General features: G+C 58.1%; 13 protein-coding genes. All 13 read right to left on the minus strand.

Annotated elements, in window-relative coordinates:
• Window position 1 precedes the first annotated feature (1 nt).
• A complete protein-coding gene (locus AQ621_RS05655; RefSeq protein WP_022990077.1) occupies window positions 2–577 on the minus strand; it encodes a chalcone isomerase family protein in 576 nt (191 codons plus the stop codon).
• Window positions 578–775: 198 nt separating this feature from the next.
• Window positions 776–1,774, minus strand: a complete 999-nt coding sequence (gene rpoS / locus AQ621_RS05660; protein WP_058340638.1) for an RNA polymerase sigma factor RpoS — start codon at window positions 1,772–1,774, stop codon at window positions 776–778.
• Window positions 1,775–1,963: 189 nt separating this feature from the next.
• The gene (locus AQ621_RS05665; protein ID WP_022990074.1) at window positions 1,964–2,731 is read right to left on the minus strand and encodes a peptidoglycan DD-metalloendopeptidase family protein; all 768 of its coding nucleotides are present in this window, start codon (window positions 2,729–2,731) and stop codon (window positions 1,964–1,966) included.
• Window positions 2,732–3,029: 298 nt separating this feature from the next.
• Window positions 3,030–4,004: a DUF368 domain-containing protein gene (locus tag AQ621_RS05670; protein ID WP_058340639.1), complete on the minus strand. Its 975-nt coding sequence runs from the start codon at window positions 4,002–4,004 to the stop codon at window positions 3,030–3,032.
• Entirely contained in the window at window positions 4,004–4,660 is a 657-nt protein-coding gene (locus tag AQ621_RS05675; RefSeq protein ID WP_022990072.1) for a protein-L-isoaspartate(D-aspartate) O-methyltransferase, read from the minus strand. The genes AQ621_RS05670 and AQ621_RS05675 overlap by 1 nt, the downstream gene beginning before the upstream one ends.
• On the minus strand, window positions 4,657–5,427 hold the full coding sequence (gene surE / locus AQ621_RS05680) for a 5'/3'-nucleotidase SurE (RefSeq protein WP_058340640.1): 771 nt from the start codon (window positions 5,425–5,427) through the stop codon (window positions 4,657–4,659). The genes AQ621_RS05675 and surE overlap by 4 nt, the downstream gene beginning before the upstream one ends.
• A 20-nt stretch (window positions 5,428–5,447) precedes the next feature.
• A complete protein-coding gene (gene truD / locus AQ621_RS05685) occupies window positions 5,448–6,506 on the minus strand; it encodes a tRNA pseudouridine(13) synthase TruD (protein ID WP_058340641.1) in 1,059 nt (352 codons plus the stop codon).
• On the minus strand, window positions 6,503–6,982 hold the full coding sequence (gene ispF, locus AQ621_RS05690; protein WP_058340642.1) for a 2-C-methyl-D-erythritol 2,4-cyclodiphosphate synthase: 480 nt from the start codon (window positions 6,980–6,982) through the stop codon (window positions 6,503–6,505). The genes truD and ispF overlap by 4 nt, the downstream gene beginning before the upstream one ends.
• Before the next feature lie 45 nt (window positions 6,983–7,027).
• Entirely contained in the window at window positions 7,028–7,726 is a 699-nt protein-coding gene (gene ispD, locus AQ621_RS05695) for a 2-C-methyl-D-erythritol 4-phosphate cytidylyltransferase (RefSeq protein ID WP_058340643.1), read from the minus strand.
• 154 nt (window positions 7,727–7,880) lie between these two features.
• Entirely contained in the window at window positions 7,881–8,153 is a 273-nt protein-coding gene (locus AQ621_RS05700; protein ID WP_058340644.1) for a septum formation initiator family protein, read from the minus strand.
• Window positions 8,154–8,352: 199 nt separating this feature from the next.
• Window positions 8,353–9,648, minus strand: a complete 1,296-nt coding sequence (eno, locus tag AQ621_RS05705) for a phosphopyruvate hydratase (RefSeq protein WP_058340645.1) — start codon at window positions 9,646–9,648, stop codon at window positions 8,353–8,355.
• 227 nt (window positions 9,649–9,875) lie between these two features.
• Entirely contained in the window at window positions 9,876–10,721 is an 846-nt protein-coding gene (gene kdsA, locus AQ621_RS05710; protein ID WP_058340646.1) for a 3-deoxy-8-phosphooctulonate synthase, read from the minus strand.
• A 2-nt stretch (window positions 10,722–10,723) separates the two neighbouring features.
• Complete coding sequence (locus AQ621_RS05715) at window positions 10,724–12,352, minus strand: CTP synthase (protein WP_022990064.1); 1,629 nt, start codon at window positions 12,350–12,352, stop codon at window positions 10,724–10,726.
• Window positions 12,353–12,385 lie beyond the last annotated feature (33 nt).

Here is a 12,385-nt window from a genome sequence, read left to right on the forward strand (position 1 = left end):
CTCAGTTCTGGCCGAGCATTTTGTTTTTCAGGTCTTTCTGGGCCGGCTTGTCCGACAGCCAGATACCAAACAGGGCCTTCTTGAACTCCAGGTCACCTACGGTGTCTTTCTGCTCGCCGTTCTTCAGCACATGCACACCTTCACCCGGCGCATAGACCAGGTCAAAGACGTCGCCTTCCTTGATTTCTTCCTGGAACACGGACATGAACTGGTCGACATCAGACTGGATGGCTGACAGGTCACCGTCGGTGGATGACTTGAAGCCGTCCATGGTGGCTTCGGTCATGCGCTCGCTGGTGATCATGCCGGAGGTGATATGCAGGGTGATTGCCTGGGGCTCGTCGGCGTTAATAACTGCCTGCCCGTCACTGACTTTCTCGGCAACGTACAAGCCACCAACGTACAGATCCATGAACCACTTGGAGCGGGTACCTGCACCGTTCAGCTGCAGTTCCTGGCCCATGGCGGAATAGGTGTCCGGAACATCCACACCGCTTACGGTCAGGGCGTGGGCAGGGGTGGCCAGGGCGCCGGCGAGAATCAGAGATGCAAAACCTGCTGTAAGAGTCTTCTTCATAGTCCTTTCCTTCCTTAAGATCGTTATTATTGAATGCTTCATTCGCACCGGGTCGACACCCGAATTCCGCCCGGTGGCCCATTCTAACAACGAAGTTCCGGTGGCATTTACCACCTGGTTCTCATTTGATGCCACATTAAACAAAAAAAGCCGGCCATGTGACCATGACCGACTTGCCTGTGTAGTGCGTCAGATGTGTTAGTTAAACAGCAGATTACCTGACAGACCGTCCTTCTCCAGGATTTCCCGCAAGCGACGCAGGGCTTCTACCTGAATCTGCCGTACCCGTTCGCGGGTCAGGCCAATCTCCTGCCCCACCTCTTCCAGGGTACTGATGGGATAACCCCGCAAACCGAAACGGCGAGACAACACTTCCTGTTGCTTGTCACTCAGCTGGTCTATCCACTTTTCCAGGCTGGAGCAGATATCGTCATCCTGCAGCACATCGGCGGGATCAGACGCACCTTCATCGGCTACGGTGTCCATCAGGGACTTGTCACTCCCCACACCGATAGGCGTATCCATGGAGGCCACCCGCTCGTTCAGCCCCAGCATGCGCTTAACGTCTGCGACCGGCTTATCCACCATGCGGGCAATCTCTTCCGCCGTTGGCTCGTGGTCCAGTTTCTGGGTGAGTTCCCGGGCCGCACGCAGGTACAGGTTCAGTTCCTTGACCACGTGGATCGGCAAACGGATGGTGCGGGTCTGGTTCATGATCGCCCGCTCGATGGTCTGGCGGATCCACCAGGTGGCGTAGGTAGAGAACCGGAAGCCCCGCTCCGGGTCGAACTTCTCGACCGCCCGAATCAGGCCCAGGTTACCTTCTTCGATCAGATCCAACAGGGTGAGCCCGCGGTTCACGTAACGCCGGGCAATCTTGACCACCAACCGAAGGTTGCTTTCGATCATGCGCTTGCGACCAGCCTCTTCGCCCTTGCGGGCCAGGCGCGCAAAGTACACTTCTTCTTCAGGTGTCAGTAAGGGAGAGAAACCGATTTCGTTGAGGTATAACTGGGTGGCATCCAGCTGCTTTGCGCTGGTGAAGTATTTGCCCTGGGCCGGAATATCCTCTTCGGTTTCCGCCACCGGGTCTTCAGCCGCGGCCTTATCAGGCTTGTCCTCGGCCAAGATATGATCGCCTGCGTCTTCCATCTCTGCAACGCGATCAATAATGATGTCTTCTTGCTCTGCTGACATTACGTTACCCCGCCTCTCAATAATCCTGTTTTCGCCCGATACTTCTTGTTATTGCGGGCTTTCAATGTTGGTTTTCTTCAGGACAGTTGCTTGTTGGCTGGCAATCACCGTTGCCATTCTTGTTCTTGTCTTGTGCGGTATCAGTCAGGACGTCGGGTAATCAACGAGGGAACTTCCGGCTCCCCTGATTTATCGTCTGGGCAGGTATCGGGACGGGTCTACCGGATTGCCATTCTTGCGAATCTCGAAGTGCAACATCGGTTTGTCTGTCCCTGTACTTCCCAGCTCGGCGATTACCTGTCCGGCTTTAACATCCTCCCCTTCCTGCACCAGAATCTTGCGGTTGTGTGCGTAGGCGCTCAGATAATGTTCGTTGTGATTCACAATAATCAGGTTGCCGTAACCAAGCAACCCGCTTCCCGCGTAAACCACATTTCCATTAGCGGCAGCCTTCACAGCATCCCCGGGTTTTCCGGCAATATCAATACCTTTATTGACTTTTCCGGATGTGGAATATGTTGCAATAACAGTGCCACCGTGCGGCCAGTGCCATCGCACATTGGCCACCGTCTGACTGCTGCCGGAAGCCGAACCGGCCGGGCGGGTTGTTCGGGTGGAAGGAGGCGTTGTCGCCTTCGGGCGCTGGGTTACCGCCTTGGGGCGCGGGGCGGGAGCAGTGCTGCGCGGGGCAGATGCCGTTCTGGTGCTTTCGGGAATCCGGCCTTTCTTGTCCAGTCGCAGCACCTGGCCCACCTGCAGGTTCCAGGGCGGCGCCAGGCCATTGGCATTGCCCAGCTCGCGGTAGTCCCGGCCATAACGCCATGCAATCCGGTACAGGTTCTCGCCCTTCTTGACCACATGGGTACCCCAGTAAACCGGGGGGTTGTACAGATTGTCCTGATAGATGGCGTTCGTGTTACAGCCGGATAGGGGCAACAGGAGGGCGAGCAGGAGCAAGGCGGCTGCTCGCGTCAGGCGACCGGGGCGCCTGCAACACGGGGTTCCTGTCAGGGCCGAAGCCCTGACACGGAATGCTGCTTGATGGCGCCCGCTAAAGAGAGTCACGTATAAAAAATGCCTGATTATGATAAAACCGTATAAGAAACCATCCGTCCAGGATGCAACTTCTCATGTTTCAGGACTAACTTGTTAATATATTGCACAATTCACAATCGAATCCAAGTTACCCGGCACACAGGATTGTTACCTTCTGAAACAATCAAATTGTGCGCCAGGTAACACTTTTCCCGGTTTACTAACCGGCCTTACCCTGCCTTTGAGCAGAGAAACGTCCTGCATACTCCAGGGCCAGCACCAGCACCAACCCAGCCAGGGCCATCATCACTGCAACGACAACCTGCGGATCCTGCCCGGTTAAAGCGGCCCAGCTGTCCGGTGTAACCGGGGTCTGGCTCAAGGGTACCTCCTGGCCTTTGCTATTGGTGCGCCAGCTCAGGGTTTGCTGCCAGGGCCATACCTTGCTCAGGGCACCGATCATAAAACCGGTCAGCAGCGCCAGCACCGTGTCGTGGAAATGCCGGAATGCCAGGGTGATCAGCCGGGCCACAGACAACAGCCCGGTCAGACAACCCAGCAGGAACAGCCCCAGATGGGCCACCTCGAATGACTTTATGGCGGCCAGTACCGGCGAGTACATACCGATAATCACCAGCAAAAAACTGCCGGATATGCCGGGCAGGATCATGGCACAGATGGCCAGTGCCCCGGCCCCGAAAAATGCCAGCTGTGAGGGTGCCACTTCACTGGCCGGCAGCGTGGTTACCCACCAGGCAAATACAATTCCGGCACACAGAGGCAGCAGCAGAAACGGCGAAAAACGACGGACCTGGCGCCCCACGTGCCATACCGAGGCAACAATCAGGCCGAAGAAAAAGCTCCAGATCAGGATTGGATGGCTGTCCAGCAGCCAGGTAATCAGCGAAGCCAGGCTGGCCACACTGGCAACCACACCAGCCAGCAGGGTCACCAGGAAACCGCCGTCAATGGCTTGCCAGAAGCCGCGGATGTCACCTTTCAGAAACTGGCGCACGAACGCTACCGGGGCCGCACTGATGGCCTCCAGCAACCGGAAGTAAATGCCGGTAATAAACGCGATGGTGCCCCCGGAAACCCCTGGAACAATATCCGCCGCGCCCATGGCCATACCCCTTAAAAACACAGCCACCGGATGGTGGCTGCGATTCACCGATGAGTCCGGGCTATGCTCCATTAACGAACCACTCCGCCAAGCAGGGGCACAAACCGCACCGGTTCCAGCTCACGGCGCTCGAAACTGTCGCCCCTTCGGATAATCTCGACCAGCACCTGATTCTCCTCCCCTACCGGTGCGATCAGCACACCACCATCGGCCAGCTGATCCAGTAATTCCCGGGGCACCTCTACCGGCGCCGCCGTCACAATAATGCCCTCAAACGGACCTTTCTCGGGCCAGCCCATGCCACCGTCGGCATGTTTAAGCATCGCATTACGAATGTTCAGTTGCCGCAAACGCTCCCTGGCCCGATCCTGCAGCGGCTTGATACGCTCCACGCTGAAGATTTCACGGAACGCCTGGGACAACACCGCAGTCTGGTAACCGGACCCAGTTCCCAATTCCAGCACACGCTCCGGTTCGTGGGCCAGTAACAATTCCGTCATCCGAGCGACGATATAGGGTTGCGACAGGGTCTGCCCGTAACCGATGGGCAATGACGTGTCTTCGTAGGCTCGATGCGAAAGGGCCTCGTCCAGAAAGATATGCCGCGGCACCTGGCCGATAATCTCCAGCACCCGGTCCGACTCGATACCCGCTTCCCGCAATCGCTGCACCAGGCGCAAACGGGTGCGCCGCGAGGTCATGCCGATGCCTTCAAGCGGGGCATTCATTGCGACACCTCCCCGAAGCCCTCAAGGTCATCGACCCAGTCTTGCAGTCGGCTCATTGCCTCGTGTCGGGTCATGTCAATGTGCACGGGGGTCACCGAAACGAAGCCGTTCTGAACCGCGTGGAAATCCGTGCCCGGGCCGGCATCGCCACCGCCACCGGCGGCACCGATCCAGTACCGGCGCTTGCCTCTCGGGCAGGTTACCGGCACAACACCCTCTGCCCGGTCACGATGCCCAAGCCGGGTTACCTTGATACCAGCCAGCTCACTCCAGGGCAGGTCCGGTACATTCACATTGAGAATCGAGCGGGGCCCCAGAGCCAGGTATCGCTTGTGTTCCAGCAGCAGCCGAACCACCCGCGCGGCGGTTTCATAATGGAAGTGGCCGTTATTAACCAGGGATACTGCAATAGCGGGCAGGCCAAGGTGACGGCCTTCTGTAGCCGCGGCCACCGTGCCGGAATAGATAATGTCGTCGCCCAGGTTGGCATGGGTGTTGATACCGGAAACCACCCGGTCAAAAGGCTTGTCGAACAGACCGTTAACGGCCAGGTGAACGCAGTCGGTGGGTGTGCCATCTACCGACCAGAAGCCGCTGGGGTGTTTTTCTACCGTCAGGGGCCGGCTCAGGGTCAGAGAATTGCTGGCCCCGCTGTGATCACGGTCCGGGGCAACCACGGCAAGTTCACCCAGCCCCTGCAACCCTTCGAACAGGGCCATCAGGCCAGGCGAATGCACGCCATCATCATTCGACAACAGAATACGCACAGTGTTCTCCGCTAGCTTTCTTAATACTTATTATCCCGGCTGAGGCTCATGTCCTGCAGCTCGAATACATCGGCCAGCACCGTGGTGGCGTACTGGCCAGGTGGCAATGTGAACTGTAACCGCAGGGTGTTGTCGTCCTGCCATTGCCACTGAAGCTTGTCCGGGCGCGTAACCAGCGCCCGGCGCTCGGGCTTCATACGGGTACTCAGAAACAGTCGTTCGAATTCCGGATGGCCCGCCACCACGGAACGCTCAAGCTGCTCCTGCTCACCGGTCGCTGTCGTGCCGCCATCACCCCACAAGGGGCCTGTCGGGCTGCCATGGGCCTCCGGTTCGCCGGCCATGGCCTCAAACCAGTTCCCGGCCTCTACCCTAGCGGCCAGCACCTCGTTGAACAGCCACGAACGTGCCGCCGAAAAGTACAATACGTTTTTCGAACCACTTCCGCCACCACGATGACGACTGCCTTTCTTACGGTTCAGGCGGGAAACATCAAGATTCACCGCCCGCTCCAGGTTGCCGCCCTGAAAACCGAAGCGCTGGGGCCCGAAATAATTCGGCGCACCCCGATCTGCAAGCAACGCCAACGCGGCCTCCATTGCCTGCCTGTCGCTCTGAACCTCGCGCAACACCAGCTCGAACCCGTTGGCCTGGTGTTCGCCCCGGCGCAGCTTGCGGGCGTGGCGACGCCAGTTCAGAACACGCCAGCGCTCGCCAATAGCACTGAGTAATTCCGCATCAGAGGCTTCCCGCCCCGGGCAGTAAAGACTGAACCACTGCGACGTTACCGCATGACGATCCTTCAACCCGCAAAAGCCCACTTCGAAAGCCTTGCAGCCAGCCAGCTGGGCCAGCTCCCGGGCCACGAACTCGGTATTGTCCCCGGACTTTTCCAGCCGCACACAGAGATGCTCACCGGCACCTTCGGCACCACCGGCCTGGCCTTCGACCTCCGGCCACAAACACTCGGTCACCCGGAAATCTTCAGGGGACACCTTCAACTGGGCAGAACCCACCCGCTGCCCGGAAGAAACCGGCCACTCCAGCCGCCAACGTGGCTCTACCGAAGCATCCGTCACAGGCTGACCGCCTCAAGCAGGCACACCGCCTGGCAAGCAATCCCCTCACCCCGGCCAGTGAACCCCAGCTTTTCGGTGGTGGTGGCCTTAACACTGACCCGATTCACCGGCACCCCCAGGTCCTCGGCGATATTCATTTGCATGGCCTCCACATGGGGCGCCATCTTCGGAGCCTGGGCAATAATGGTGGTATCCACGTTCACCACCGAAAAACCTTCCTCCAGCACCCGGGCCATCACCCGCCGAAGCAAATCCCGGCTATCCGCACCGGCCCATTCGTCACTGGTATCCGGGAACAGATGCCCGATATCCCCCAGCGAGACCGCGCCAAGCAGCGCATCCGCCAGCGCATGCAGCAACACATCGCCATCCGAATGGGCTTTCAGACCGTGACTGTGGGGAATCTCAACACCACCGAGAATGACAGCATCACCCTCACCAAAGGCATGGACATCAAAGCCCTGACCAATGCGCATGATCGTCTCCGAAAAAAACAGAAATAAACGAGAGGCGGGAAAACCCTACAGCCGGCCCAGAATAAACTCGGCCAGAGCAAGGTCAGACGGCACCGTAATCTTCAGATTATCCGGCCGCCCTTCCACCAGAACAGGCATCTTACCGGAAAACTCCATGGCAGAGGACTCATCGGTGACCGGCTGATTGTTTTCAAGACAAGACTCCAGCGCCGCCCGCAGCGCACCAAACCGGAACATCTGCGGCGTCAACGCCCGCCACAACCGGCTCCGGTCCACCGTTTCCTCCACTTCGGGCTGCACACCGCCACCCGCCAGCTTCAACGTATCCGCCACCGGCGCCGCCAAAAGCCCACCAACCGGGTGCTCAGACAGGGTATCAATCAGGTTGGAAAGGTCATGGCCATGCAAACACGGCCGAGCCGCATCGTGCACCAGCACCCAGTCAGAATCCTCCGCCTGCTCCGCCAACGCATGCAACGCCGAAAGCACCGAATCCGCCCGCTCCTTGCCACCGGTACAGGTCTGGATGCGATCATCTTTAGCCGACTCACTATCCGGCCACCAGTGATCCGCCGGGTTCAACGGCACCATGCAACCCTTGAACGGCGCGTTATCCAGTAAACGGGAGAGCGTGATATCGAGGATAAAACGGTTATTGATCTTGAGGTACTGCTTGGGACATTCAGCTTTCATGCGCTGGCCGATGCCGGCGGCAGGAACAACAAGCCAAAGTTGAGATTTCATAATCGGAAGGCCCGCACTATGTCAGGAGAGCGCCGGGGAGTGTCTCTCCGGGAATTTCGAAGGCCATGGATGGCCTGAGAGAAGCGCACATGGATGTGCTCGTAGCGGTTCCCGGAGAGACACTCCCCGGTGCTCGGAGCACCCAGTGCCGAAATCAGTTCTCGACTACGAGAAAAAAAGTCTCGTCTTCGCGAATAAGACCAAGGTTCATCCGGGCCCGCTCTTCCACAGCACCCTGCTCATTACGAAGGTTCCGCACCTCCGCATAAAGCCGGTCATTACGCGCCGCCAACCCGGCATTCTCCGCCCGCTGCTCAGCAATCGAATTCTCCAGCGACCAAACCTGCGCAAAGCTACCCTCCCCGATCCACAGGCGAACCTGCAGCAGGAGAATCAGCACTACCAGAATGGCCCAAAGCGTTTTCATGCCAAATCAGCTCAGAATTTAACCAGATTAAAGGTATCTACGACCGTCAAGTATAGACCTTATAGTAGATTAGCAACAAATTCGCGTAAGTCACTGTGCAAAAAGGCCATCGTTTCCGAATTTTCATCCGGAACGCGATGGCCTTAACACTTTGTTACCTGCCCGTAACTACCGACAGGTCAAAGTTTACCGGTAAAACTCAGCCCTGGCCCTTGATTTCGCTCAGGCCGCGGTAAGGTGCCTTGCCTTCCAGCGCTTCTTCAATGCGCAGCAGCTGGTTGTACTTGGCAACCCGGTCAGAACGGCACAGAGAACCAGTCTTGATCTGGCCTGCGCAGGTAGCAACCGCCAGGTCAGCAATGGTGGTATCTTCGGTTTCACCGGAACGGTGGGAAATCACCGCCGTGTAGCCGGCGTCCTGAGCCATCTTGATAGCGTCCAGAGTCTCGGACAGGCTGCCAATCTGGTTGAACTTGATCAGGATGGAATTGCCCACACCCTTCTGGATGCCCTGCTTCAGGATCTTGGTGTTGGTTACAAAAAGGTCATCACCCACCAGCTGAACCTTGCTGCCGAGCTTATCAGTCAGAACCTTCCAACCATCCCAGTCACTCTCGTCCATACCGTCTTCGATGGACACAATCGGATAACGCTCGCACAAGCCAGCCAGGTAATCAGCAAAGCCTTCGGAATCAAAGCTCTTGCCTTCACCGGACAGCTGGTACTGACCGTCCTTGTAGAATTCGGAAGAGGCACAGTCCAGGGCCAGGGTCACGTCTTTGCCCAGCTCATAGCCGGCGTCTTCAACCGCCTGCTTGATGGCAGCAAGGGCAGCTTCGTTAGACGGCAGGTTCGGCGCAAAACCCCCTTCGTCACCTACGGCCGTGTTCAGGCCCTGGGCCTTCAGCACCTTCTTCAGGCTGTGGAAGATTTCAGCGCCAACACGCAGGGCTTCAGCGAAGCTGGTTACAGAAACCGGCTGAACCATGAATTCCTGGATGTCGACGTTGTTATCCGCGTGCTCACCACCGTTCAGGATGTTCATCATCGGTACCGGCATGGAGAACTTGCCGGACGTGCCGTTGATATCAGCGATGTGAGCGTACAGCGGCTTCTTCAGGGAAATAGCAGCCGCCTTGGCCGCTGCGAGGGAAACTGCCAAGATAGCGTTGGCGCCCAGGTTAGCCTTGTTCTCGGTGCCGTCCAGGTCCAGCATAATCTGGTCCAGAGCGCGCTGATCGGCAGCGTCTTTACCAACCAATGCGTCACGAATCTTGCTGTTTACCGCGTCAACTGCCTTCAGGACGCCCTTACCCAGGTAACGAGAAGCATCACCATCACGCAGCTCCAATGCCTCGCGGGAGCCGGTAGAAGCACCGGAAGGCGCACAGGCGGTTCCAATGGTGCCGTCTTCAAGGATAACGTCGGCTTCAACGGTAGGGTTACCGCGGGAATCCAGAACCTCACGGGCTTTGATGTTGGCAATCTTGGTCATTCGGTTGTTTCTCCAGTCTTAACTTTTAATTTGGTGCCGGAGCGAACAACTGGAAAGCCTTGGCGAAAACCGCTACGAGCACATCCATGTGCGCTTCTCTCAGGCCATCCTTGGCCTTCGAAATTTTCGCCAAGGCTTTCCAGTCATTCGCTCTCGTAATCCGCAGTAGGCCGTCAGGTTTGGCAACCTCAGGAATATGCGGTCTTTCAAATAGCCGACACCGCCAATCAGGCGGTGTCGATAGGTTTAAAACTTTTTACCAGGTCATCCACAGCTTTCACCCGCTGCAGGAACGGCTCCAGCTGGCTCAGGCGCAGGGCGCAGGGGCCGTCACACATAGCCTTGTCCGGGTCAGGATGGGCTTCCAGGAACAAACCTGCCAGGCCCTGAGACATACCAGCCAGCGCCAGGTCGGTCACCTGGGCACGCCGGCCACCGGCCGAGTCGGCACGGCCGCCGGGCATCTGCAAGGAGTGGGTGACGTCAAAGAACACCGGCACGTTCATCTGCTTCATGATGCCGAAGCCCAGCATGTCGACCACCAGGTTGTTGTAGCCGAAGCTGCTGCCGCGCTCGCACAGGATGACTTTGTCGTTGCCGGCTTCTTCGCACTTGGTGATGATGTGCTTCATTTCCTGGGGGGCCAGGAACTGGGCTTTCTTGATGTTGATGACGGCGCCGGTTTTGGCCATGGCCACCACCAGGTCGGTCTGACGGCTCAGGAATGCCGGCAACTGGATGATGTCGCAGACTTCAGCTGCAGGCGCCGCCTGCTCCGGTTCGTGCACGTCAGAGATGATGGGCACGCCGAATTTGCTTTTGATATCTGCCAGGATCTGCAGCCCCTTCTCGAGGCCGGGGCCCCGGAAGGAGTTGATGGACGAGCGGTTGGCCTTGTCGAAGGAGGCTTTGAAAACGTACGGGATGCCCAGCCTGCTGCAGACATCCACGTACTTTTCGGCCACTTCAAACGCCAGTTCCCTGGACTCGAGTACGTTCATGCCGCCGAACAGCACAAAGGGCTTGTCGTTGGCGATTTCGATTCCCGAGACGTTCAGGTTGCTGCGGGCCATGCTCAGGATCCCTTTTTGTTAGCCAGTGCTGCCTCAACAAAGCCCTTGAACAGCGGGTGGCCGTCGCGGGGTGTCGAGGTGAATTCCGGGTGGAACTGACACGCCACGAACCACGGATGTTCCGGCGCTTCTACCACTTCAACCAGTTTGCCGTCAGCGGAGCGGCCGGAGATGATCAGGCCGGCCTCTTCCAGTTTTGGCAGGAAGTGGTTGTTGACTTCGTAACGGTGGCGATGACGTTCGCGAATGGTTTTCTTGCCATAGCAGGCGGCGATGCTGGAGCCGTCCGTCAGTACGCAATCCTGGGCGCCAAGGCGCATGGTGCCACCAAGGTCAGAGGCTTCGGTGCGTGCTTCGGTAGCACCGCTGGCGTCGAGCCACTCGGTAATCAGGCCGACGACCGGCTCCGGGGTGTGCTCACGGAACTCGGTGCTGTGGGCGTCTTTCAGGCCGGCCACGTTACGGGCGTATTCAATAACCGCCACCTGCATACCCAGGCAGATGCCCAGATACGGAACCTTGTTCTCACGGGCGTACTGAACCGTGCGGATCTTGCCTTCCACGCCACGCTCACCAAAGCCACCGGGCACCAGGATTGCATCCGCAGATTCCAGCACGGCGGTGCCGTCACGCTCGATGTCTTCGGAATCGATGTAGTTGATGTTCACCTTGGTGCGAGTCTTGATGCCAGCGTGCAGCAGGGACTCGATCAGGGATTTGTAGGCGTCCAGCAGCTCCATGTACTTGCCGACCATGGCGATGGTCACTTCCTGCTGCGGATTCATCAGGGATTCCACAACGGCGTCCCACTCACCCAGGTCTGCTTCACGGGCATCCAGGCCGAAGCGCTCGATAACCAGCTGGTCCAGGCCGTATTCGTGCAGCATGCGCGGAATGGCGTAGATGGACTTGGCATCCTGCATCGGGATGACCGCACGCTCTTCCACGTTGGTGAACAGGGCAATCTTGCGACGGGAGCTGGCATCCACTTCGTGCTCGGAACGGCACAGCAGAATGTCTGGCTGCAGGCCGATGGAGCGCATTTCTTTCACGGAATGCTGGGTCGGCTTGGTTTTGATCTCGCCGGCGGTGGCAATGTAGGGCACCAGGGTCAGGTGCATGAACAGGGCACGCTGGGAGCCTACTTCCACCTTCAGCTGACGACAGGCTTCGAGGAACGGCAGGGATTCGATATCGCCCACGGTGCCGCCGACTTCAATCAGTGCCACGTCGGCACCGGCTGCGCCTTCAACTACACGGCGCTTGATTTCGTCGGTGATGTGCGGGATCACCTGCACAGTGCCACCAAGATAATCGCCACGACGCTCTTTGCGGATAACTTCTTCGTACACCCGGCCGGTGGTGAAGTTGTTACGCTTGCTCATGGGGGTACGAATAAAGCGTTCGTAGTGGCCCAGGTCAAGGTCGGTTTCCGCACCGTCTTCGGTGACAAAAACCTCACCGTGCTGGAACGGGCTCATGGTGCCGGGGTCCACGTTGATGTACGGGTCCAGCTTGAGAATAGTGACCTTCAGGCCGCGTGCCTCGAGGATGGCTGCCAGTGAGGCAGACGCAATACCTTTGCCTAATGAGGACACGACACCGCCGGTGACGAAAATATAACGCGTCATGCAGATTCCGTGATTATCTGGTTCGGTGAAGGA

The organism is Marinobacter sp. P4B1 (genome assembly GCF_001447135.1).
GTDB lineage: Bacteria > Pseudomonadota > Gammaproteobacteria > Pseudomonadales > Oleiphilaceae > Marinobacter > Marinobacter vinifirmus.

Bases quoted from the DNA above. Each gene is read 5' to 3' on its own strand.
- AQ621_RS05655 (WP_022990077.1), bottom strand. From the start codon at position 577: ATGAAGAAGACTCTTACAGCAGGTTTTGCATCTCTGATTCTCGCCGGC.
- rpoS (WP_058340638.1), bottom strand. From the start codon at position 1,774: ATGTCAGCAGAGCAAGAAGACATCATTATTGATCGCGTTGCAGAGATG.
- AQ621_RS05670 (WP_058340639.1), bottom strand. From the start codon at position 4,004: ATGGAGCATAGCCCGGACTCATCGGTGAATCGCAGCCACCATCCGGTG.
- AQ621_RS05675 (WP_022990072.1), bottom strand. From the start codon at position 4,660: ATGAATGCCCCGCTTGAAGGCATCGGCATGACCTCGCGGCGCACCCGT.
- ispF (WP_058340642.1), bottom strand. From the start codon at position 6,982: ATGCGCATTGGTCAGGGCTTTGATGTCCATGCCTTTGGTGAGGGTGAT.
- ispD (WP_058340643.1), bottom strand. From the start codon at position 7,726: ATGAAATCTCAACTTTGGCTTGTTGTTCCTGCCGCCGGCATCGGCCAG.
- AQ621_RS05700 (WP_058340644.1), bottom strand. From the start codon at position 8,153: ATGAAAACGCTTTGGGCCATTCTGGTAGTGCTGATTCTCCTGCTGCAG.
- eno (WP_058340645.1), bottom strand. From the start codon at position 9,648: ATGACCAAGATTGCCAACATCAAAGCCCGTGAGGTTCTGGATTCCCGC.
- kdsA (WP_058340646.1), bottom strand. From the start codon at position 10,721: ATGGCCCGCAGCAACCTGAACGTCTCGGGAATCGAAATCGCCAACGAC.
- AQ621_RS05715 (WP_022990064.1), bottom strand. From the start codon at position 12,352: ATGACGCGTTATATTTTCGTCACCGGCGGTGTCGTGTCCTCATTAGGC.